Raw genomic sequence first — 19,723 nt, 5'->3', positions numbered from 1 at the left:
ATACCATTCAGGGTATAAAGGAGTGCTTGATATGAAGAAAGTATTGGTAGTGGGAGGCGTAGCTGGTGGTGCAACAGCTGCTGTGAGAGTGCGCCGTTTGGATGAGAAAGCAGAAATTATTATGTTTGAGAAGGGGCCGCACGTGTCCTTTTCCAATTGTTCATTGCCGTATTATTTAGGGAGAGTTGTTGAGTCAAAAGAAAAATTAGTGTTGATGACGCCTGAGAGCTTTAAAACGAAATACAATATTGAAGCCCGTGTAAATCAAGAAGTAATTCGAATTCATCGGGAAGAAAAGACAGTAGAAATAAAAAATTTAGAAACAAATGAAGTGTATAAGGAAAGCTATGATGTTCTCATTCTTTCACCGGGGGCAAATCCTGTTGTGCCTCCTTTTGAAGGGGTGAACCTGCCTCATGTATTTACTGTAAGAAATGTAGCCGATATTGATCGATTACATCAATATGTGAATCAGTCGAATGTAGAAAGAATTGCTGTCATTGGCGGTGGATTCATCGGAGTAGAAGTGGCAGAAAACTTGAGAGAAGCTGGAAAAGTAGTCACATTGGTTGAGTACTCCCCGCAAATTATGGCACCGTTTGATGAAGATATGGTGCAGATTCTGCATAAAGAAATGCTTGACCATGGTATTCAATTAATTGTGGGAGATGGGCTGAAGAAAATAACAGAAAATGCAATTGAACTTAATTCAGGAAAACAAGTGGAAGCCCAAGCGGTTGTGCTGGCAATTGGGGTAAAGCCTGAAATCACTCTTGCGAAAGAAGCAGGACTTGAAATTGGCGAGTTGGGCGGCATTAAAGTCAATGCCAACTATCAAACGTCTGATCCATCCATTTATGCGGTAGGAGATGCCATCGAAGTGTACCACCGCTTAACGCACAAACCAACAAGACTTGCTTTAGCAGGACCAGCTGTGCGACAGGCAAGAGCGGCAGCAGACCATATATATGGTCAAAAAACAAATAATAAAGGAGTTATTGGTTCATCAAGCGTCAAAATTTTCGACTTAAATTGTGCCGTGACGGGATTAAATGAAAGAGCAGCAAAAGAGGCTAACATCAGATATGATAGTGTTTATGTGATTGCACCGGATAAAGTGGGACTCATGCCAAACAGCAATCCGCTTCATTTTAAACTCATTTTTGAAGTACCCACAGGTAGAATCCTTGGTGCTCAAGCCATTGGAAAAGGAAATGCAGATAAACGAATTGATGTGATTGCCGCTTTAATTACGATGGGGGGTACCCTTGAAGATTTAAAAGAGCTCGAATTAACCTATTCTCCAATGTATAGCACCGCTAGGGATGTTGTGAATATCGCTGCTCTTGTCGGATTAAATATTTTACATGCAGATTATAAGCAAGTTCACGTTTCCAAAGTGCGAAACTTAGTTGAACAAGGAGCAACATTTATTGATGTTCGGGAAAACCATGAATTTGAAAGTGGCCATTTAGTAAATGCTATTAACATTCCGTTGAGCGAATTGCGCGAGCGGGTAGATGAAATTCCTCGTGATAAACCGGTTTATATCCATTGCCGCTCAGGACAACGGAGCTACAATGCAGTAAAAATCTTACAACACTTAGGCTTTAAAAATGTTTATAACGTTTCCGGTTCATTTTTAGGGATTTGTTTATATGAATACTTTACAGATGTGACAACGAGCAGAGAAAAAATCGTAACAGATTACAATTTCAAATAAACAGTTCGAATTTGCAACTTTCTTGCCAATATGGCACAATAATTATCAAATTAAACAAGAAAACAGTTTTCTAGGGTTCCGCTATTTGTAGGTCTGGTCCGAGAGAAAACGACGCATTTGCGTACACGGAAGGATAAAAGCCTGGGAGATAAATCTATCTCTTTAGGCTTTTTTTGTTGGAGGAGTGAATATGAACAAACAGTGGATGAAAGTCTATATCGCAGCTTTATTTGAAGTGCTTTGGGTTATTGGTCTTGCTCATGCAGGTACTTTCCTTGAATGGTTAGGAACGATCATCGCCATCATCTTAAGCAATTATTTATTAATCAATGCATCTCAATATTTGCCTGCAGGTACAGTATATTCGGTATTTGTTGGATTAGGGAGTATAGGGGCTGTCATCAGTGAAATTGTATTTTTTGGCGAGCCTTTTCATCTTTTAAAAATTTTATTCATATTGCTCATTTTAGCAGGTGTGATTGGATTGAAACTTGTGACTGATGAAGAGAAAAAGGATGTGAATAAGGAATGGCATGGGGAGCGTTAATTATAGCTGGATTATTGGAAACGTTAGTTGTTGCGGCGATGAATCAATATGCAGCTCGTAGCAGTTGGAGACCGATTGTGATATTTAGTGCAAGTTTTGTTGGAAGTTTGTTTCTATTGCAATTTGCGATGCAAACAATTCCAATGGGAACAGCTTATGCAGTTTGGACAGGAATAGGTGTTGTCGGTGGTACCCTAGTTGGTATGCTCTTTTACAAAGAATCACGTAATTGGAAAAGAATCGTGTGTATTTTTACCATTCTATTAGCGGTGATTGGTTTAAAATTATTAGAGGGGTAAATACTATAATGAATTGTTAATTAGGAACGGGGGATTTTATTGGCAAAGCATCATTATTTTTTTGCAGTAAAATTACCGAAAGAAGCAAAAGATTTCTTATATGAATGGATTCAAGCGAGAAAAGGAGATTTCCCTTTTGCCCGGTGGGTCCATCCGGAAGATTACCACATCACCTTAGCTTTTTTAGGGTTTGCTGAAAAATCGATGCTAAATGAAGTCGTGGAAAAGGTAAAACCAATCTTAGAAAAAGAATCTTCTTTCACCTTGACGTTGAATTCCTTAGGGATTTTCGGTCCGAAAAAGGCTCCCAGAATTTTTTGGGCAGATGTGGAATCATCAGAACAGCTCGATTCCATCCAAAAAAAGGTATATAGGGAATGTGAAAAAACGGGTTTTCAATTGGATAAAAAACCTTTCCGTCCGCATATCACGTTAGCGAGAAAATGGAAGAGTGAGGATGCTTTTGAAGAAGGAACGTTATTACAAATTCGAGAGAAAGATGGAAAAACCTTTTCTTTCAATGTAACGGAAATTGTTCTTTACGAAACACATTTAGATCGAACGCCGAAATATCATGAGTATGTAAGCTTTCCTTTAGCAATTCCAGGCGGTTAAATTAAAATCCGTATCATAAGCTTACCCCTTCCTTAATAGGATAGTAGTAAGACAGATGAAGGGGTTGCTTATGAAATTAAGACAAGCTTTCGTATACTTAATACTTTTATTTGCTATTGCTTACTTTTTTATTTATGACCGTGAACCGCTGCAATCCGTTCAGTTTTCCATTATAATGTCTGGATTATTAATCATGATTCGTAGATGAAATAAAGCGATTCGTTCCTTGAATCGCTTTTATTATAGTTGACTTTATACCTATGAGGGTATAAACTGAAATTAGAATAAGCGTCAAGAAAGAAGGGATACATAATTGAAAAAATATGATGCGAAAACAAAAAATCGCATTAAACGTATTGAGGGGCAAATACGCGGAATACTGCGCATGATGGAAGAAGGAAAAGATTGTAAAGATGTTGTAACTCAACTTAGCGCTGTGCGTTCTGCAGTCGATCGAACAATTGGCGTTATTGTAAGCGAAAATTTAATTGAATGTATGAATAATAGTAAATCAGAAGATGTAGATGAATTAGTACAAGAAGCCATTAATTTAATCGTAAAGAGCCGATAAAAGATAGCTGTATAAACAGCTATTTATTTAGCATAAAAATTATACCTATAAGGGTATAGGGGGTGAAAATATGGAATGGATAGTGTTAGCAGTCATCACTGTGTTCATTGCATGGCGCTTAAAGCCGGTAAATGTGAATACTATTTCAACAAACGAATTGAAGAATATGTTAAATGACAAGGACAAAGTATTGATTGATGTACGAACTCCTGCAGAATATAAAGCCAATCATATTCGACAATTTCAAAACTTGCCATTAGGTTCAGATTTTACAAAGCTTCCAAAAGATAAAGAAATCATTGTCATTTGTCAAAGCGGGATGAGAAGTAGCCAAGCTTGCAAACAATTAAAAAAGCTAGGTTATGAACGTGTCACAAATGTTCGTGGAGGCATGAATGCTTGGAAAAATTAAAAGGAGGATTTATGCATGAAAGAAATTAGTGCGAAAGAAGTGCAACAACGTTTAGAAGGTGGAGAGCGTCTAAATATACTGGATGTTCGTGAAATAGAGGAATACCACGGAGGGCATATTCAGGGAGCAATCAATATTCCTTTAGGGTTACTTCCTATTCGCATGAATGAATTATCAAAAGATAAACCGTATATTGTCGTTTGTTTAGCAGGTGGTCGCAGTGCCCTAGCAACAACGATTTTAGAAAATAATGGGTTTAATGCTACAAATATGATTGGTGGCATGAGTGCTTGGGAAGGGGAAGTTGAGTAGTCGTTTTGTTTAATAAATTATAGGGATTTCACGTTTAAAACAAGTTTTCTTGTGAAGAATACTTTTGTTCATCTCTAAATAAGATATACAAAAGGAGTTGTTTATTGTGAGAATCCCTGGATTACCAAAGCCTAGTGCACCAAAGAGAGAACGAGGACTATTTAAAGCATTTACGGAAGCTGCCTTGAAAAGAGTGAAGAAGAGAGGGTATGTTCGAGTACCTCCGAGAAAATAAAGCTGTTCTACTATTTAGGAACAGCTTTATTTTATAGTAAAATTTAACTAATTGTTTTGTGCATTTAGCTTTGTTTGAATGGGGGATGGAGAAATGTTGATAGAAGTCTTAAATGGCATAGCTATATTATTTTATTGGACCTGGTTTGTTTGGCCGTTTGTTTTTGTGTTTTCCCTCGTTTATTCGATTGCTTCATTTATAAAGTATGAACGAGCATCTACAAAGCCTATTTTTATTGCAGGTTTTGCATTACTAATCATGATTTCACCTATGGTCGCTGTATGGAATTAAGCAAGTGTTGTCAGGAAATACGATTCAAACCGTGCATCTTCTACTAGATGTACGGATTTTTTTATTTATTACATTCAAATAAATATTTGAATATTAACCTTTTACATCATATACTAATATTCAAATAAGTATTTGAATGATAGTGGGGAACGATATGCCAAAAGAACACGATGTTTGTGAAGTTACCTGTATCGATGAGGTAAAAGTAAAGAGAGTTCAGGAGCAACTTGCTCAACAAAAAACGCTGGAAGTGGCCAAGATTTTTAAAGCCCTTGCTGATGAAACACGCATAAAAATTGCATATGCATTAGCCGTGGAAGAAGAGTTATGCGTGTGTGATGTAGCTAATATTATCAATGCTTCAACTGCAACTGCTTCCCATCATTTAAGGCTGTTACGCAATTTGGGGCTAGCAAAATATAGGAAAGAGGGAAAACTTGTTTATTATTCTCTCGATGATGATTGCGTGAAGCAGCTCATAGAGATTGCTTTCAAGCACCAACAAGAGGTGACGAAAGTTGAAAGAAGTTGAGAAACAAATTTATCGTGTAGAAGGCTTTTCATGCGCAAATTGTGCGGGGAAATTTGAACGGAATGTGAAGGCATTGCCGGGAGTGGAGGATGCAAAAGTCAATTTTGGCGCATCTAAAATCACCGTATTTGGGCATGCGACAGTAGAAGAATTGGAACGAGCAGGAGCCTTTGAAAATTTAAAAGTATATCCGGATAAAGTGATTCGAAAATCCTCGACAAAAAAAGAGAATCAGCAAGAATCGACAGTTCCCTTTTATGAAAAATATCAAACGTTATTATTCTCTGGGTTACTGATTGTTCTCGGGTATATTTCAACCTTTGTAAATGGGGAAGATAATCTCATTACTGTGTTGCTCTTTATTTCTTCTATCATCATAGGAGGATATTCGCTGTTTAAAGTAGGGTTAAATAATTTAATCCATCTCGACTTTGATATGCGAACGCTCATGACAGTTGCAATTATTGGTGCGGCTATTATCGGTGAATGGGCGGAAGGTGCCATCGTCGTCATTTTGTTTGCCATTAGTGAAGCTTTAGAGCGATATTCAATGGATCAAGCGAGAAAATCCATTCGTTCGTTAATGGAACTTGCTCCGAATGAAGCATTGATTCGACGAGGCGGTGAAGAATTAATCCTTCCAGTTGAAGAGATAAAGATTGGGGATATGATGATTGTAAAACCTGGCCAGAAGATTGCAATGGATGGCGTTGTGGTGAAGGGGACATCAACTGTAAACGAAGCAGCAATTACCGGTGAATCGATTCCTGTTGAGAAAAAGGAGAAAGATGAAGTCTACGCTGGGACGCTCAATGAAGAAGGAATATTGGAAATTCGAATTACAAAATATGTAGAAGATACAACCTTATCGAAAATCATTGAATTAGTTGAAGAAGCGCAAGCAGAAAGGGCTCCTGCACAAGCCTTCATCGACCGATTTGCAAAATACTATACGCCTATTATTATGATCATTGCTTTGCATGTAGCGATTGTTCCACCATTATTTTTCGGTGGAGTTTGGCTAGAGTGGATTTATCAGGGGTTAGCAGTATTAGTTGTTGGTTGTCCGTGCGCTCTTGTAATTTCAACGCCAATTTCGATAGTTTCGGCTATTGGTTCTGCTGCGAAAAAGGGCGTGCTCATCAAAGGCGGTATTTATCTTGAAGAAATGGGTTCATTGAAAGCTGTCGCCTTTGATAAAACTGGTACGTTGACGAAAGGATTACCTGTGGTGACAGATGTGAAGGTAATGGATGATGCGTCAAATGAAAAAGAAGTACTGGAGATCGCTTATACATTAGAAAAAAGCTCCAATCATCCGCTGGCATCGGCCATTGTGAGAAAGGCGGAAGAGGCAGGAGTGAATCATTCTGAATTGGTGGTGGAGCAACTCAAATCCATCACAGGCAAGGGAATTCAAGCGACCATTGAAGGAGAGTCGTATTATATTGGAAGTCCAAATTTATTTTTAGAGATTTTCCAAAGTGGCTTGACGGAAGTTATCCAGAAGGAAACGGCGATACTCCAGAACGAGGGCAAAACGGTGATGTATTTAGGGACAAAAGAAAAAATTCTCGCAATCTTTGCCGTTAGAGATGAACTTCGCGAATCTAGCAAAGAAATGTTGGAAAAATTGCATGAGTTCGGCATTGAAAAAACGGTGTTATTGACAGGCGATAATGAAGCAACCGCAAAAGCCATAGGGAGTGAAGCAGGAATTTTAGAAGTAAAAGCGGATTTAATGCCTGAAGACAAGTTAGAGTTTGTGAAAACGTTGCGAAAACAATATGGTAAAGTAGCGATGGTAGGGGATGGTGTAAACGATGCTCCCGCTTTAGCGGCCGCCACAGTTGGCATTGCTATGGGTGGTGCAGGAACAGATACAGCCCTTGAAACTGCTGATGTTGCGTTTATGTCCGATGACTTAAACAAACTACCCTTTACGATCAAATTAAGTCGCAAAGCATTAGCCGTTATTAAAACAAACATCGCCTTTGCTTTAGGGGTAAAACTTCTTGCGTTGCTACTTGTCGTTCCAGGATGGTTAACTCTCTGGATTGCCATTTTCTCAGATATGGGCGCAACATTATTAGTTACCTTAAATAGTATGAGGTTATTGAGAGTTAGAGAATGAAGTCATTCCATCAGCAATAATTTGATTTTTGCTGATGGAATTTTTTATTGGGGATAGGTAAATATTTGGGAAGAGGTTTTCAAAGTTACGACTAGACGTGACTTATAAGTTTGTTATGCCGCTCATACCAAAAGAAGATTGGTATAACACCGTCGATGATATTTCGATACTTGCCTTTTTCCAAGGCTATCCTTCCCAACTGGATACAGTGTTTTATCATAAGTATGCCTTTGTTGGTTCTCGCTTGAATTTTAAAGACCGTATTTTAGCAGGAGAAGTTGATGGATATAAGCGATTTTGGTATGAGTCATGCGAATTCCCTTATCAAGCAGATGAAATCTATTCATCTAAAAGGGATGCTGCCAAAAATGGATATAGCGAAATGGATTGTCTAAATAATTAGAAGGGGTGTTGCTTTATGGTGTCCTTATTAAAGGAAGAAACTCATTCACAACCGATTGGAAGTATCACTTGTACATTAGTCACTCCTTTATATCGAAAAGAGGGTGATAGATTAATTGAAAGCAAAGAATACTTAGATAAAGGAACCACGAAGTATTTATACCATGTTGAAGGTAATATCGGCGAAATTGAAGGTGGTTTATACATTAAAGATATAGATAGGAAGCAATTCATTATTAGTCTCGGAGAACTTGAAGTATTAGGCGATCATGTTCGGACATGTTCAAGAAATGGCATCATCCTACGCAAGCTCAAAAAAGGAATGAAATACAGAGTTGTATCCATTCATCAAAAAGAAAACGGCGTTATGATATACGGAATAAATGACAAAGAATTTATTAGTAGCGACGAAGAAATTACTTTTCAGAAGTTTATTCCACAACTCCCTTTGACGAAGCATGTTTAAAAGCGTAACAACCGAGCGAAATTTGCGACTATCGGCATATAAGGTAAAATAAAGGTATAGAAAGAAGTTTCTAGGGAGGGAGTCATGTATATGAAACTATGTAAGAAAAAGTCATTTATCGCAGCATCCACATTAGCATTGGCTTTAACAGTACCAACTGTTTTCAATCCAATGGTGAATGAAGTAAATGCTGAAACATTACAACAAGAATTACGCACACCGGTTTATACGGTTGCGGCGGTAAAAACATTCAAAGACGTACCGACAACACATACGTATTTTGAAATTATTAACGAGATGGTAAACAAAGGCATTATTACAGGCTATGAAGATGGCACATTCAAGCCGAATCAAATGATTAGCCGTCAACATGCAGCGGTCTTAGTTAGCCGCGCAACAGACCTAAAACCAACTGTACCATATCAACAATATCGTGATATTCCACCAACACATGTTTACCATGACCAAATTAAAGAACTTCAAATGGCGGGTATTTTTGAAGTGGATAGTAGAAGATTCTTTAATCCAACTCAAAATATGACGCGCGGAGAAATGGCGAAAGCGTTAGCCATTGCTTTCAATTTGGATATTCCAGAAAAGGTAACGGAACAAACATTTAAAGATATTCCAAAATTACATCAGTATGCTCCGTATATTGAAGCGATTTACAAAGCTGGAATCACAACAGGATTCGAAGATGGCACGTTCCGCTCAGCAGAACCGTTATCTCGTATGCATTATGCGGTATTCATGTATAGAGCCATGAATAATATTGGACTGCCGACTGAGGAAGATAAAAAAATTGAAGACGATTCAGATCTTATTATGTTAAATACTTCTGATGAAATCGCAAAACAATTAATCACTATCTATAAAGAAAATGAAGATGTTTTCCTAGAAAGAAAACCATTTAATGTAAACTCATTCAAAAATCACCCAATTAGTTTAAAAATCTATGAAGAAGGTTTGAATGAATTACGTCCTTTGGGCCTTAAAATTCAGCCGATGGGTGGGCTTGCATATACTTCACAACTTCAAGTGACACGAGAAGGATATAAAAATCCATCACCAAGATTAATGAATGTAATGTTATTTTTCATCGGTGATGGAGAGGACATGGGGAAAATTAATTTCGACTATCGAGAAAAAGATGCGGAACAACTAGCTCAAGCATGGTTAAGAATTGCTTATCCAGAAAAATTTGTACAGATTTTAAGTCCGATGATTTCGGAGAAAGCAGAAGAAGCGAGAAGAAATGTAAATAACGTAGGATTCAGTAATATTGAATTAATTTATATTGATGGATATGAAATACAAATTGGAGTAAATGCTGCAAGAGAGGAATTTATCCTTCATGTGAGAAAACCACAATATCAGTGTCTACAATTTAACGGTATTCGATGTGAAAAGTATGATTTTGCAAATCCATTATATTAAACTACTGCCCTTTGGAAAGGAGGTGAGTATGGTTGAAAAAGGGCCGAAATCATAAAATCAAAACTTTATTCATGATAAGTATCATTTTCTTATCAACATTTTTACCTTATTTACCAACATTACCGACTATTATTGCGAATGCAGCGATGATTATCCCTCCCGATTCAACGGTTGATGAAGATATAGTGCTTACCATTACTCCATCTTTAGATGGAAAAACATATTGGCACTATGATGGATTGACGACCGTTGTAAATCAAGATACAGGGAAAACATTAGGGCAAGTGAGACGTTATCGTTCGTCAGATGGCTCTTTGACTAGATTGATGGTAAGTGGAGAACTTGCGGCGGATGAATGGGTTGATGTACTTACTGAAAATCCGAATAAGGTCTACAGAGAGCTGGAGGATCATTACATATATTATTGGTTTCAACCTCCAGCTCCAAAACAAGGCTTTGGCCAATTTAAATTTTCCGATTTGCTGGATGTAGCAGGTTATGAATATTCAACATCCGGTAATACGCTCTATATATTGAATACTTCTTCACCGCAAGTCACAAAGTTTGAAATTGTAGAACAACCATCTATTAATGGTTGCTACAAAACTGAATCAACCATTACGATTCAGTTTGAAATTGAAGAATATATGCCAAAATCGAATAAGTTATACAATATCGAGATTTATGGATGGTTGGAAGGAGAATCAAATCCTTTCCTGATTTACGAAAAAGAAGAAGTAAATTCAAGTGGCGGTAAATTCAGTAGTTCTGCGACACTGAAATTACGTGAAAATGCTTGAACACTTCAATTTTTTATGAGAGCTTATGACGGGGCTTATCGAGTGGATCAGTCGAGTAAAGAACAAAACATTACGCTTCCGGTCGCAAAACCCATTGCTCAATATGACTCAATCTGTACTCAGTATCAAATGAGAGAAGATGATGAAAGTATACCAATGTTTGATTATAGTCAAGAAACTTGGTTGTTTACAAATGGTCTAACAAATGGATATGCGGGTCGTCAAAATAAAATGATGGGGAACACCCCTGATGGCAAAATTTCATGGTTTGGACCATTACGTTATCCAACCATTTATCATGGTCACGTTGATGATGGTGGACAATTGGCTCCGGGAGTAAACGAAGAATTTATGACTGAAGGACGATATAGAGAAGAATTGATTACGGCGTATAAAATGCCTTTCATGTATATTTTAAGCCCTGTAGATATTAATTATGCGAAGCCTTACGGACAAGTACATCCTAGCGAACCGACTCAAACCTTCAACGTGCAACAAGTGTCATTCTTTGATGAGTCGGATATTGAGCAAATGTATAATGGAAATCCGACTTATGTATTAAATCAAACTCCTAAACATACAATCGAAACTTACACAAAGAAAGTATTAGGAGAGTATTATTATATTCGAGATTTAGCGGATTATTCAGGGGCTGATGTATCAAACAGTTGTGAATTAAACGAAACATGTTTGCACATTTATCGGACAGATTACCCTGATATTACGACTTTTACTTTACGTAATACAAACGATTATTCCGCACCGAATAAACCGATCTTCATGGATTTTTCCGGATTTGAGTATGTCGCAGATAATCGATTTGGAGAAGTCCGAAATTTTGTAGATTACACGTTAGAGGTTGTAGAAGGACCTTCAATTGTTGGACAAAAGGTTGAAGGGCGACTCATAACGAATAAAGCGATTGACAATGCAGAAAAACCGCACATGAATCGCTATGATGGAAGTTACATCAGTCCAAGTGCCTTAACGAAAGTAACACCAACTGCGGAAGGAACATATAAGGTACAATTAACGATTACTGATGCGGTTATGCGTACAACAACTGCGACAATTACCTTCACGATTGGTCCGAATGGCGGTCCTGGCGCCCCAGATGGTGGTGGAGAATATGGTTCGTGTGCAGTCAACATTACGACAAATGCAACTCAAACTATACAAAGCTCCCCAGCGGATATATCACCAGTATTTGAAATCTCTAGTATTATCTAGTAACAATCAATAAAAATACGCACCTTGTCTAACAAAGTACGCAAAAATTATCCTCATTTCTTCTCTTTTTTTGGAAAGATCACGTATGATAGACAGATGATGAAGTCTATAACCAATACAATAGTCCACAAATTTAAAACGCGCATAAGTGGATCAATTTCTTCCCCAATATACCATATCATAAGTCCAAGGAGGCTTCCTCCAATGATAAATGCTATAAGATGGCGGCCCCACATTTTCATTTCATAAATAGCTTTAGCCTTGCCATACAAGATTTGTTTCTGAGAAGACTTCTTTAATATCCAACTTTGGAATTTGCTGTCCGCCCAGGCAATCATAGATTTTCCGTAAGCAATAGAAACTCCAATGTAAATAGCAGCAAGACCATGGGCAAAGCTTGCTGTGGCTCCGTTTTTCAAATCGATTGCAGTAAGTACTAGCAAAGCAAAATCTATAACGGGTGTAAGTAAGAAAAAGAAGATGCTGAGTCTATTTCGTTTCCATATATATCGTGTGAAAAGCCCTGCAATAATCACAATCCAGAAAGCAATTTCAGCGGCAATGATCCAAAAAAGCATTCAATAGCTCACCTCACATTTTTTTAATACATCTGTATTAAAATATTACTACGTTTTATTGTTTAATACAACTGTATTAAAAAATGTTATAATAAAATCATGCCAAAAATTGTTGACCATGAAGAAAGAAGAAAAATCATCGCGAAAGCAACTTGGAATGTAATTGCACGGGAGGGGTTAGGAGGTGCTTCAGTTCGTTCTATTGCAAAGGAGGCGAATCTTTCATTAGGAGCTGTTCGTCATTATTTTCAAACGCAAGAAGAACTGTTGGAGTTTGCGATGCAGCTCGTTCAAGAACAAGTAACAGAACGAATAATGGAGCACATCCAAAGCCATCTTCCTCCTAAAGACCAAGTGCTCAATATATTAATGGAGTTGATTCCTCCTGAAGAAAAGAAAATAGAAATGCAAGTATGGCTAGAGTATATCTCCTATAAAATTCGCAAAAAGGAGTTACAAAAAGAATCAGTGCATGAAGTTATTGTGGAGATTTTACACCGCTTGCAAAAAGCGGGTTTATTAAAAGAGGATATCCTTTTGGAAGAAGAGATTGTTTTGTTGCATGCGTTAATTGACGGAATTGCTTTACATATTTTAATGGGGCTGGTTCCAATTGAAAGAGGCCGCATACGCTATTTATTGGAGAAAGAGTTGAATCGAATTTTTGTGGAATAGTTGAACGAAGAGTGCAAGACAGCCTACATGAACAGAGTGAATCACATCTATGTGAAGGGAGTTACTTCATGCACATTTTTGCCCATAGAGGCTATTCATCAAAGTATCCTGAGAATACACTCGCAGCTTTTAAAGCGGCGGCAAAGCTAAATATTACCGGTGTCGAGTTGGATGTTCATCTTACAAAGGACAGGAAGATTGTTGTCATTCACGATGAAAAAATTAATCGAACGTCCAATGGAAAAGGTTATGTCAAAGATATGACGTTGAAAGAATTACGTAAGTTTGATTTTGGATCTTGGTTTCATCCAAAATTTCAGGGCGAAAAAATCCCTACATTAGCGGAAGTGCTTGATTTACTCAAAGATACTCATCATAAGATAAATATTGAATTGAAATCAGATAAATTTGTCTATCCAGGGCTGGAAGAACTTGTCTTACAAGAAGTAGACCAATTTCAATTAAGAGATCGGGTCATTATTTCTTCCTTCGATCACGAAGCTGTTAAGCGAATGGGAGAGCTAGCACCAGATGTCGAAACTGCTCCGTTGTTTTCTTATAGCATTTTAAACATGAAGTGGTACCGAACTTTATTTCCAGCAAATGCGCTACATGTAGCATACAGGGCAGTGAGGCGACGTCCTGTATTGGAGGCTTTGAAAGTTGGGATACCTATTAGGGTATATACAATCAATGATAAAGAACAAGCGAAAATGTTACTGCATTTAGGAGTGGCAGGAATCATTACGGATTGTCCTGAAGAACTGTACGAAGTGCTAAATAAATAATAAAGCAAACCTCTTTGAACGAACGAGATTCAAAGAGGTTTTTTCTATTTTCAAGATTAAAAAAGTAACTGTTTCTAGTTATATGACTTTTATTTATAATTACATATAAAACTCTTTTTGTTGATTAAAATAGGGGGAAAAACATGAAATCGGCCTCATACATTAAATATATTTTTGCTTTGCTGCTCTTTGGGTCGAATGGAATTGTCGCAAGTTACATTTTATTGAGCAGTGTTGAAATCGTTTATTTGCGAACGCTCATCGGAAGTTTATTGCTTATATTGATTTTTGTGCTGACGAAACAGAAAGTACAGTTTTGGAAAAATAAATTGCACTTTTTGTATTTAGTGATTTCCGGTGTGGCGATGGGGGCAAGTTGGTTGTTTTTATTTGAAGCATATAAACAAATAGGTGTAAGCATTGCGACCCTTGCTTACTATTGCGGTCCAATTATGGTCATGATTCTATCGCCACTACTTTTTAAAGAAAAAATGACGATGGCGAAAATGCTTGGATTTATAGCTGTGATTTTAGGGATGCTTTTTGTAAACAAGGAAGCTTTTTTGCAAGGTGAAATCTCTAGGGGGCTGATTTTCGGGCTGCTTTCAGCCATCATGTATGCAATGATAGTGATTTTTAATAAAAAGGCTGTAACGATAAAAGGTTTGGAAAACGCTACTTGCCAATTAGTCGTTAGCTTTATAACGGTTGCTATTTTTATGATGTTTAAACAAGGATTAGTTGTAAATGTAGTTGAAGGAAATTGGCTGCCAATCCTTATATTAGGTATTGTTAACACGGGAATTGGTTGTTATTTCTACTTTTCTTCCATCGGTCATTTGCCCGTTCAATCCGTGTCAATTCTCGGTTATTTAGATCCACTTTCAGCATTAGTTTTTTCAGCTTTGTTTTTAGCTGAGCAGTTAAGCTTCCACCAAATGATTGGCGCAGCGTTAATTTTAGGTGGAGCTGCGTTGGGGGAATTGTTTCAACCGAAAAAAGTTACTAGTAGGGGAAAATTGGTGAAATTGTAAGAGAGCATTAAAGAGGGAATGGGGGTAAACGAAAAGTTTTCCTATTCCTTTAACGGAAGAAGAGCTTAACAATCTCGAAGTAAATACCATTCATGTTTATAAGAATTATGAATTAATTATTCAAAAGAAACTATTCATCATTTATGATAAATGTCCTGTAACTACGCAAAAAAGCTCTGTAATTACAGAGCTTTTTCTACTAACAGGAGTTACCATTTAGCAACATGTTCCTCAATACAGCCTAACATTTGTTGAATAATGAGAGTGCTTCCATCTTCCAATTTAACTTTGCCGTTATAATAGCCAACTAGCTGATGTACTTCCGATTGCACAAGCTTTAAATCCGTTTTTGCTACTCTTTCAAAAAATGGATGGAATGTGAGCATAATGGAGTCGGTAAACTTTGTCGTAATGTACCAAGGTTTTTTGAAGTTAGAGCGATCATATTCAAAAATGACGTCTTCGTGGATTTTTGTCATTTTTCCATCCACGAATACGGCGTTTTCCGTCATGCCAGTACCGTCCGTCCACTTGCCTCCAAAATTTAACCCCACTCGCTTATTGCGTAGACGCTGGGAAGCATTTGCCCAATTCCATATCACTTCCCGTGGCCATACACCCCTTCCGAAGTCCAATACGCTAAAGCTCTCTTCCTCATAAAATTCATATCGCTTATTTCCAAGTTTGATAAATCCTTTCGTAGGCAGTATGTGATGCTTGGCGGTAAATTGAAAAGTGTGGCGGTTCCATGGCACGACGACATTCAACGATTCGTCGCCAACAGGATGCAATATCTTCAAATTAACATTTAGGGGCTCGTTATCAAAGTTATCGCAACTGACCGCTAGCAATGTTTGATTTTGAAAATAAGAGATATTGACATTGATTTCGCTGTTTGTAAATCGAATTGGTTCAAGTACACGAGTTGGCATTTTTAATTTTTTTACAACGCCTAATGGAATAGTAACGGTTTTTTCAAAGAAACGTTGAGTTTCATATTCTAGAAAGTAAATAAAGCAAGAAACAGCGTAATCAAAATGACAGATCGTAACAGAAAATAATACATCTTCTCCGTAACAACACCAATAATTCCATTTCTTCTTTCGCATAAAATGTCCAGATAAATTACATTCGATAATTGGTTTTCTAGCATAACCAATAGCAGCAGGATTTAAATTTCCCTTTTTATCGCATAAACTAGTCCACTCAAAAATTTCTCTTTCAGCATGCTGCACCAATGTCAACATCCTCTCAATCCATAATTCAAAAGAATTCCCTAATAAATATATGATGAAATTTCAAAAATTTACCATGAAAATAATGTGGATACATAGATATTCATAAATAATATTGTATCAGAATTTTACAATTTTTTCTTGATTAGAACAATATGTAGGAAGTTCAGAAAACAGCGATTTATTCATAAGATGATGGAAAAAAGGAGGTAAGCAAATAGCAATTTATTACAATCGGCAAGCAGCTGTCGATTATGCAAGAACTTGGTGGGATTCGTTTAATCCAAATTATCCTATTTTTACAGTGGATTGTACAAATTTTGTATCACAAGCGCTGCGTGCAGGAGGAGCTCCGATGTCAGGTTATCCGAATCGAAACAAGGGTTGGTGGATTACGGATGGCTGGAAAGTTGGAGCGAGAGAATACTATTATCCAAATGAAACATGGAGTTATAGTTGGGCGGTTGCTCATAGTTTAAGATGGTATTTGGAGAGTTCTAAAGCAGGGTTAACGGCTAAGCGTGTTTATACTCCTTCCGAATTAGAACCTGGAGATGTAATTTTTTATGACTTTCAAGGGAATGGAGTCATCGATCATAGCACTATTGTGACAAGCGTGATTGATGGTGTTCCTTACGTTCATGCCCATACAGGACCTAGTGCGGACCGACACTATGATTATTCCAATTCATATGCCTATACGCCAAATATACAATATTATTTCTTTAAAATAGATGATATATTCTATTAACGTTTTCGACCGAATAGGAAGTGTGTTATATAATAAAGAATAGAGGCTCTAATAATGGATATTTAAATTCAACAAGTTTTGTGATAAGGTTGTTTGGTGATAAACGTAATAAAGTTCAACCTATATTTTTAAGGAGAGTAATGAACGAATGAATGAACAAGCGTTAACGGTAAGAGAAGCCATTATCGGAAGACGATCGATTAAAAAATTCAACGGACAGCCTGTAGATCGAGCGGATTTATTGCAAATTATAGATGATGCCGTTTGGGCGCCAAATCATCAAAACCGTGAACCTTGGCGACTTGTCGTGGCATGTGGTAAAGAACTGTTCCAACTTCATGATTTACTGCGCAATACAACGATTCCGGATTGGAGAACGCTTTCGGAGGAAGAAGTAGAAAAACGCATGCAAAAATTCACAACACCAGGTGGTTATGTGTTTGTGATTGTTCCAGAAGACCCTCGCCAAAAGGAACGATTAGAAGACTTTGCAGCAGCATGTGCACTCATTCAAAATATGATGCTTCTAGCATGGGATTACGGCATTGGATCTTGTTGGAAAACTCCGGAATTTTTAGATAAACCAGATTTTCGTAAAGCACTAGGAGTAAAGCCTGGAGAACGAATTGTAGGCATGGTGCAATTTGGTTATTTTGATGAACTGCCAAAAGGAAAAGATCGTAAAAAATCTGACGAGATTGTGACAATTTTTGGTGAGAACGAAGAAGAGCATAAAGAAGAATAGATGCAATGATTAAAATACGAAAAAAATGCGCCTCCGATTTGGTTAATGCAAGCAAAACAATTCGGAGGCGCTGATTTTTTAATCAACCTGACGACTTAAGGTTAAGTGGGTCAAGCTTCGATTTTCTGTTTTTCTAAACAATTGCATAAAAATTCATCTAACCGTCTTTGCATAAGACGCAAATTGCGATGAGAAACTTGGCATATACCGCCATTTGTCATAATGACAATGCGATCTTTTTTATTTATTTCTTTTACATGCTGTAAATTGATGACGTAACTTTTGTGGCATCGGAAAAAGCGGTCATCAATTTTCTCAATTTCTTTTAGTTTCCCATAATACTCATAACAGCCATTTTTTTCATAGAGCATGATTTTATGAATGATATGGGATGTTTCAAAATAGTAAATATCGTCCAATAAAATATTTTTAATTTTTTCTCCTATTTTAATTTGGAAAATGGGTTCTTCCTTCGATTCACCCAGTTGTTTATAACGCTCGAAGGCCACTTTTAAAGCATCGATAATTTGTTTTGATAGTAGAGTGGGGCTATCTTTTACGATAAAGTCCAATGCAGCGATTTTATACGAAAAAGTAAGTTGAAGTTGATCTGCGTGTTGTGTAATAAAAATAATGTTGGTCAATGGATCTTTTTTGCGTATTGCAGCAGCTAACTCCAAACCCCTCATCTTTTCATTATTTAGCTCAATGTCGAGAAAATAACAATCCCCTCGTTGCTCTTCAATAAAACTTAACACATCCTCGGCATGCCCTGTAGATAATACAATTTCTATACTAGGTTCATGAAAAGTTGAATATTTTAAAATTTGAGATTGAATAAATTGTCGATGTTCATAGTTATCTTCACAAATTACAATATTCACACTCGGCACCTCCGTCTAGCGAAATTCTAATTCTTGGATAAACCATCCATTTTCGATGCGAGTATTCATAGTTGCATTCGGGTATTTATGCAATAGTTTTCTTACATTGACAAGTCCGATTCCGCGTCCTTCCCCTTTTGTAGAATAATATCCTTTAAATAATAGATTCATATCCGGCATTTCATCAAAAGTATTTTTTATGACAATTAACATTGATGAAGGAGTTTGAATGAATCCAATTTGAATTTGTTTAGTAGATGCTTTTTCACTTGCTTCAATTGCGTTATCAATTAAGATTCCAATGATTCGTGATAAGTCAATCATATCAGCGGGAGCTGTATGGACCTCTTCCGGAATTTCTAGATGAACATTTATCCCTAATTGTTCAGCAATGAGCAGTTTTGAAGCGATTAACCCCTTTAACTCCATGAGTTTTAAGTTTTTAATTTGGCAAAATGCTTTGTTGGTTAGGAGTGTTTGCTGTTCTACTTTTAAGATTCGAGATTGGAAATAATGTTTTAATCCTTGTATGTCTTCTGTTTCGATAAATGTTTGCAGTGTAAAGAGGATATTAGCATAATCATGGCGAAAATGCTTCATATCTTCATTAATTGTTTCAAGCGCAACAATATAATTTGACAACTGATTCTGTTTCACCATTTCCATCTTTAAATGCTGATTTTTGTGGAATTGACGTTGCAACAAATACAGCACTGTCAATAGAATAACGAGATACAGAAATTGTGTAAAAAAATAAACATATATCCAAAAACTATCTACCATTAATGTGCTAAAAAAAATGTTTATCAGAAACACCATGAATGAGGAACATAAAATAAAAAAAATAAATAATTGCATATTCATAGTGAAATTAGTAAATTCAATTCCTTTATTTAATCGCTTGAAGAAAATATATACAAAGATTACATTTAATAGAATCATAAAAACATGCTCTAGCCAAGCGAAAGCGTTTAACTCAATTGGCAACATGAAAATTTTCGTTAGAGAGTATGAAATCATTTGTCCA

26 protein-coding genes and 1 riboswitch are annotated in these 19,723 nt (G+C 36.8%); of the genes, 22 read left to right on the top strand and 4 right to left on the bottom strand.

The genetic code is table 11. The features are described 5' to 3' along the window. The first annotated feature begins 31 nt into the window (after positions 1-31). The 17 genes from NST00_RS01530 to NST00_RS01450 all read left to right on the top strand — a co-directional run bounded on the left by NST00_RS01530 (position 32) and on the right by NST00_RS01450 (position 12,006). Positions 32-1,723, top strand: coding sequence for an FAD-dependent oxidoreductase (locus tag NST00_RS01530; protein ID WP_340709541.1), 1,692 nt, complete (start codon positions 32-34; stop codon positions 1,721-1,723). A gap of 59 nt (positions 1,724-1,782) precedes the next feature. After that, positions 1,783-1,873: riboswitch (guanidine-I (ykkC/yxkD leader) on the top strand. Positions 1,874-1,913: 40 nt separating this feature from the next. After that, on the top strand, positions 1,914-2,270 hold the full coding sequence (locus NST00_RS01525; protein ID WP_016837688.1) for a DMT family transporter: 357 nt from the start codon (positions 1,914-1,916) through the stop codon (positions 2,268-2,270). Continuing rightward, positions 2,252-2,569: a DMT family transporter gene (locus NST00_RS01520; protein ID WP_016837689.1), complete on the top strand. Its 318-nt coding sequence runs from the start codon at positions 2,252-2,254 to the stop codon at positions 2,567-2,569. The genes NST00_RS01525 and NST00_RS01520 overlap by 19 nt, the downstream gene beginning before the upstream one ends. 39 nt (positions 2,570-2,608) lie before the next feature. Beyond that, a complete protein-coding gene (gene thpR / locus NST00_RS01515; RefSeq protein ID WP_016837690.1) occupies positions 2,609-3,184 on the top strand; it encodes an RNA 2',3'-cyclic phosphodiesterase in 576 nt (191 codons plus the stop codon). A 70-nt stretch (positions 3,185-3,254) separates the two neighbouring features. After that, entirely contained in the window at positions 3,255-3,392 is a 138-nt protein-coding gene (locus NST00_RS01510; RefSeq protein WP_016837691.1) for a hypothetical protein, read from the top strand. 105 nt (positions 3,393-3,497) lie between these two features. Beyond that, positions 3,498-3,755, top strand: a complete 258-nt coding sequence (locus NST00_RS01505) for a metal-sensitive transcriptional regulator (RefSeq protein ID WP_016837692.1) — start codon at positions 3,498-3,500, stop codon at positions 3,753-3,755. A gap of 70 nt (positions 3,756-3,825) precedes the next feature. Then, positions 3,826-4,167 carry a rhodanese-like domain-containing protein gene (locus NST00_RS01500; RefSeq protein WP_016837693.1) on the top strand — a complete coding sequence of 114 codons (342 nt, stop codon included), beginning with the start codon at positions 3,826-3,828 and terminating at the stop codon, positions 4,165-4,167. Positions 4,168-4,182: 15 nt separating this feature from the next. Further along, positions 4,183-4,479 carry a rhodanese-like domain-containing protein gene (locus NST00_RS01495; RefSeq protein WP_340709540.1) on the top strand — a complete coding sequence of 99 codons (297 nt, stop codon included), beginning with the start codon at positions 4,183-4,185 and terminating at the stop codon, positions 4,477-4,479. Between the two features lie 106 nt (positions 4,480-4,585). Continuing rightward, positions 4,586-4,714, top strand: coding sequence for a hypothetical protein (locus tag NST00_RS01490; protein ID WP_016837695.1), 129 nt, complete (start codon positions 4,586-4,588; stop codon positions 4,712-4,714). Positions 4,715-4,807: 93 nt separating this feature from the next. Continuing rightward, positions 4,808-5,005 carry a hypothetical protein gene (locus NST00_RS01485; RefSeq protein ID WP_339289397.1) on the top strand — a complete coding sequence of 66 codons (198 nt, stop codon included), beginning with the start codon at positions 4,808-4,810 and terminating at the stop codon, positions 5,003-5,005. Between the two features lie 154 nt (positions 5,006-5,159). Then, entirely contained in the window at positions 5,160-5,537 is a 378-nt protein-coding gene (locus NST00_RS01480; RefSeq protein WP_096550173.1) for an ArsR/SmtB family transcription factor, read from the top strand. Next, positions 5,524-7,671, top strand: a complete 2,148-nt coding sequence (locus NST00_RS01475) for a heavy metal translocating P-type ATPase (protein WP_340709539.1) — start codon at positions 5,524-5,526, stop codon at positions 7,669-7,671. The genes NST00_RS01480 and NST00_RS01475 overlap by 14 nt, the downstream gene beginning before the upstream one ends. A gap of 97 nt (positions 7,672-7,768) precedes the next feature. Continuing rightward, a complete protein-coding gene (locus NST00_RS01470; protein WP_016838776.1) occupies positions 7,769-8,074 on the top strand; it encodes a hypothetical protein in 306 nt (101 codons plus the stop codon). Positions 8,075-8,089: 15 nt separating this feature from the next. Then, entirely contained in the window at positions 8,090-8,539 is a 450-nt protein-coding gene (locus tag NST00_RS01465) for a hypothetical protein (RefSeq protein ID WP_016838777.1), read from the top strand. An 84-nt stretch (positions 8,540-8,623) separates the two neighbouring features. Then, the gene (locus NST00_RS01460; RefSeq protein WP_340709538.1) at positions 8,624-9,976 is read left to right on the top strand and encodes an S-layer homology domain-containing protein; all 1,353 of its coding nucleotides are present in this window, start codon (positions 8,624-8,626) and stop codon (positions 9,974-9,976) included. A 32-nt stretch (positions 9,977-10,008) separates the two neighbouring features. Then, on the top strand, positions 10,009-10,776 hold the full coding sequence (locus tag NST00_RS01455) for a hypothetical protein (protein ID WP_340709537.1): 768 nt from the start codon (positions 10,009-10,011) through the stop codon (positions 10,774-10,776). Positions 10,777-10,818: 42 nt separating this feature from the next. Then, a complete protein-coding gene (locus tag NST00_RS01450; protein WP_340709536.1) occupies positions 10,819-12,006 on the top strand; it encodes a hypothetical protein in 1,188 nt (395 codons plus the stop codon). A 53-nt stretch (positions 12,007-12,059) separates the two neighbouring features. Here NST00_RS01450 and NST00_RS01445 read toward each other — a convergent pair whose 3' ends face one another. Beyond that, on the bottom strand, positions 12,060-12,584 hold the full coding sequence (locus NST00_RS01445) for a hypothetical protein (protein WP_340709535.1): 525 nt from the start codon (positions 12,582-12,584) through the stop codon (positions 12,060-12,062). A 99-nt stretch (positions 12,585-12,683) separates the two neighbouring features. Here NST00_RS01445 and NST00_RS01440 point away from each other — a divergent pair, with 99 nt between their 5' ends. The 3 genes from NST00_RS01440 (at position 12,684) to NST00_RS01430 (ending at position 15,081) form a co-directional block, all read left to right on the top strand. After that, positions 12,684-13,259: a TetR/AcrR family transcriptional regulator gene (locus tag NST00_RS01440; RefSeq protein WP_168411888.1), complete on the top strand. Its 576-nt coding sequence runs from the start codon at positions 12,684-12,686 to the stop codon at positions 13,257-13,259. 68 nt (positions 13,260-13,327) lie between these two features. Then, positions 13,328-14,047 (top strand): glycerophosphodiester phosphodiesterase, encoded by a 720-nt coding sequence (locus NST00_RS01435; protein ID WP_340709534.1) that lies wholly within the window; start codon positions 13,328-13,330, stop codon positions 14,045-14,047. Positions 14,048-14,190: 143 nt separating this feature from the next. After that, positions 14,191-15,081: a DMT family transporter gene (locus NST00_RS01430; RefSeq protein ID WP_340709533.1), complete on the top strand. Its 891-nt coding sequence runs from the start codon at positions 14,191-14,193 to the stop codon at positions 15,079-15,081. A gap of 209 nt (positions 15,082-15,290) precedes the next feature. On the opposite strand, the gene NST00_RS01425 is transcribed toward NST00_RS01430, so the two are convergent. Continuing rightward, positions 15,291-16,319 carry a DUF2804 domain-containing protein gene (locus NST00_RS01425; RefSeq protein WP_340710140.1) on the bottom strand — a complete coding sequence of 343 codons (1,029 nt, stop codon included), beginning with the start codon at positions 16,317-16,319 and terminating at the stop codon, positions 15,291-15,293. 214 nt (positions 16,320-16,533) lie between these two features. Here NST00_RS01425 and NST00_RS01420 point away from each other — a divergent pair, with 214 nt between their 5' ends. Continuing rightward, positions 16,534-17,067 carry an amidase domain-containing protein gene (locus tag NST00_RS01420; RefSeq protein ID WP_096550180.1) on the top strand — a complete coding sequence of 178 codons (534 nt, stop codon included), beginning with the start codon at positions 16,534-16,536 and terminating at the stop codon, positions 17,065-17,067. A 148-nt stretch (positions 17,068-17,215) separates the two neighbouring features. After that, a complete protein-coding gene (locus tag NST00_RS01415) occupies positions 17,216-17,812 on the top strand; it encodes a nitroreductase family protein (RefSeq protein ID WP_016838786.1) in 597 nt (198 codons plus the stop codon). A gap of 110 nt (positions 17,813-17,922) precedes the next feature. Here NST00_RS01415 and NST00_RS01410 read toward each other — a convergent pair whose 3' ends face one another. Both NST00_RS01410 and NST00_RS01405 read right to left on the bottom strand, forming a co-directional pair. After that, positions 17,923-18,696 carry a LytR/AlgR family response regulator transcription factor gene (locus NST00_RS01410; RefSeq protein ID WP_168411885.1) on the bottom strand — a complete coding sequence of 258 codons (774 nt, stop codon included), beginning with the start codon at positions 18,694-18,696 and terminating at the stop codon, positions 17,923-17,925. 15 nt (positions 18,697-18,711) lie between these two features. Further along, positions 18,712-19,338, bottom strand: a complete 627-nt coding sequence (locus tag NST00_RS01405) for a GHKL domain-containing protein (protein ID WP_168411884.1) — start codon at positions 19,336-19,338, stop codon at positions 18,712-18,714. Positions 19,339-19,723 lie beyond the last annotated feature (385 nt).

Source organism: Ureibacillus sp. FSL K6-0165, assembly GCF_038004285.1.
GTDB classification, from domain to species: domain Bacteria; phylum Bacillota; class Bacilli; order Bacillales_A; family Planococcaceae; genus Ureibacillus; species Ureibacillus thermosphaericus.
The sequence above is the reverse complement of the archived record's forward strand: the minus strand, read 5'-3'. Positions and strand labels throughout refer to the sequence as shown.

Bases quoted from the DNA above. Each gene is read 5' to 3' on its own strand.
- NST00_RS01435 (WP_340709534.1), top strand. From the start codon at position 13,328: ATGCACATTTTTGCCCATAGAGGCTATTCATCAAAGTATCCTGAGAAT.
- NST00_RS01525 (WP_016837688.1), top strand. From the start codon at position 1,914: ATGAACAAACAGTGGATGAAAGTCTATATCGCAGCTTTATTTGAAGTG.
- NST00_RS01460 (WP_340709538.1), top strand. From the start codon at position 8,624: ATGTATATGAAACTATGTAAGAAAAAGTCATTTATCGCAGCATCCACA.
- NST00_RS01480 (WP_096550173.1), top strand. From the start codon at position 5,160: ATGCCAAAAGAACACGATGTTTGTGAAGTTACCTGTATCGATGAGGTA.
- NST00_RS01485 (WP_339289397.1), top strand. From the start codon at position 4,808: ATGTTGATAGAAGTCTTAAATGGCATAGCTATATTATTTTATTGGACC.
- NST00_RS01495 (WP_340709540.1), top strand. From the start codon at position 4,183: ATGAAAGAAATTAGTGCGAAAGAAGTGCAACAACGTTTAGAAGGTGGA.
- NST00_RS01530 (WP_340709541.1), top strand. From the start codon at position 32: ATGAAGAAAGTATTGGTAGTGGGAGGCGTAGCTGGTGGTGCAACAGCT.
- NST00_RS01500 (WP_016837693.1), top strand. From the start codon at position 3,826: ATGGAATGGATAGTGTTAGCAGTCATCACTGTGTTCATTGCATGGCGC.
- NST00_RS01430 (WP_340709533.1), top strand. From the start codon at position 14,191: ATGAAATCGGCCTCATACATTAAATATATTTTTGCTTTGCTGCTCTTT.
- NST00_RS01510 (WP_016837691.1), top strand. From the start codon at position 3,255: ATGAAATTAAGACAAGCTTTCGTATACTTAATACTTTTATTTGCTATT.
- NST00_RS01415 (WP_016838786.1), top strand. From the start codon at position 17,216: ATGAATGAACAAGCGTTAACGGTAAGAGAAGCCATTATCGGAAGACGA.
- NST00_RS01465 (WP_016838777.1), top strand. From the start codon at position 8,090: ATGGTGTCCTTATTAAAGGAAGAAACTCATTCACAACCGATTGGAAGT.
- NST00_RS01520 (WP_016837689.1), top strand. From the start codon at position 2,252: ATGGCATGGGGAGCGTTAATTATAGCTGGATTATTGGAAACGTTAGTT.
- NST00_RS01440 (WP_168411888.1), top strand. From the start codon at position 12,684: ATGCCAAAAATTGTTGACCATGAAGAAAGAAGAAAAATCATCGCGAAA.
- NST00_RS01445 (WP_340709535.1), bottom strand. From the start codon at position 12,584: ATGCTTTTTTGGATCATTGCCGCTGAAATTGCTTTCTGGATTGTGATT.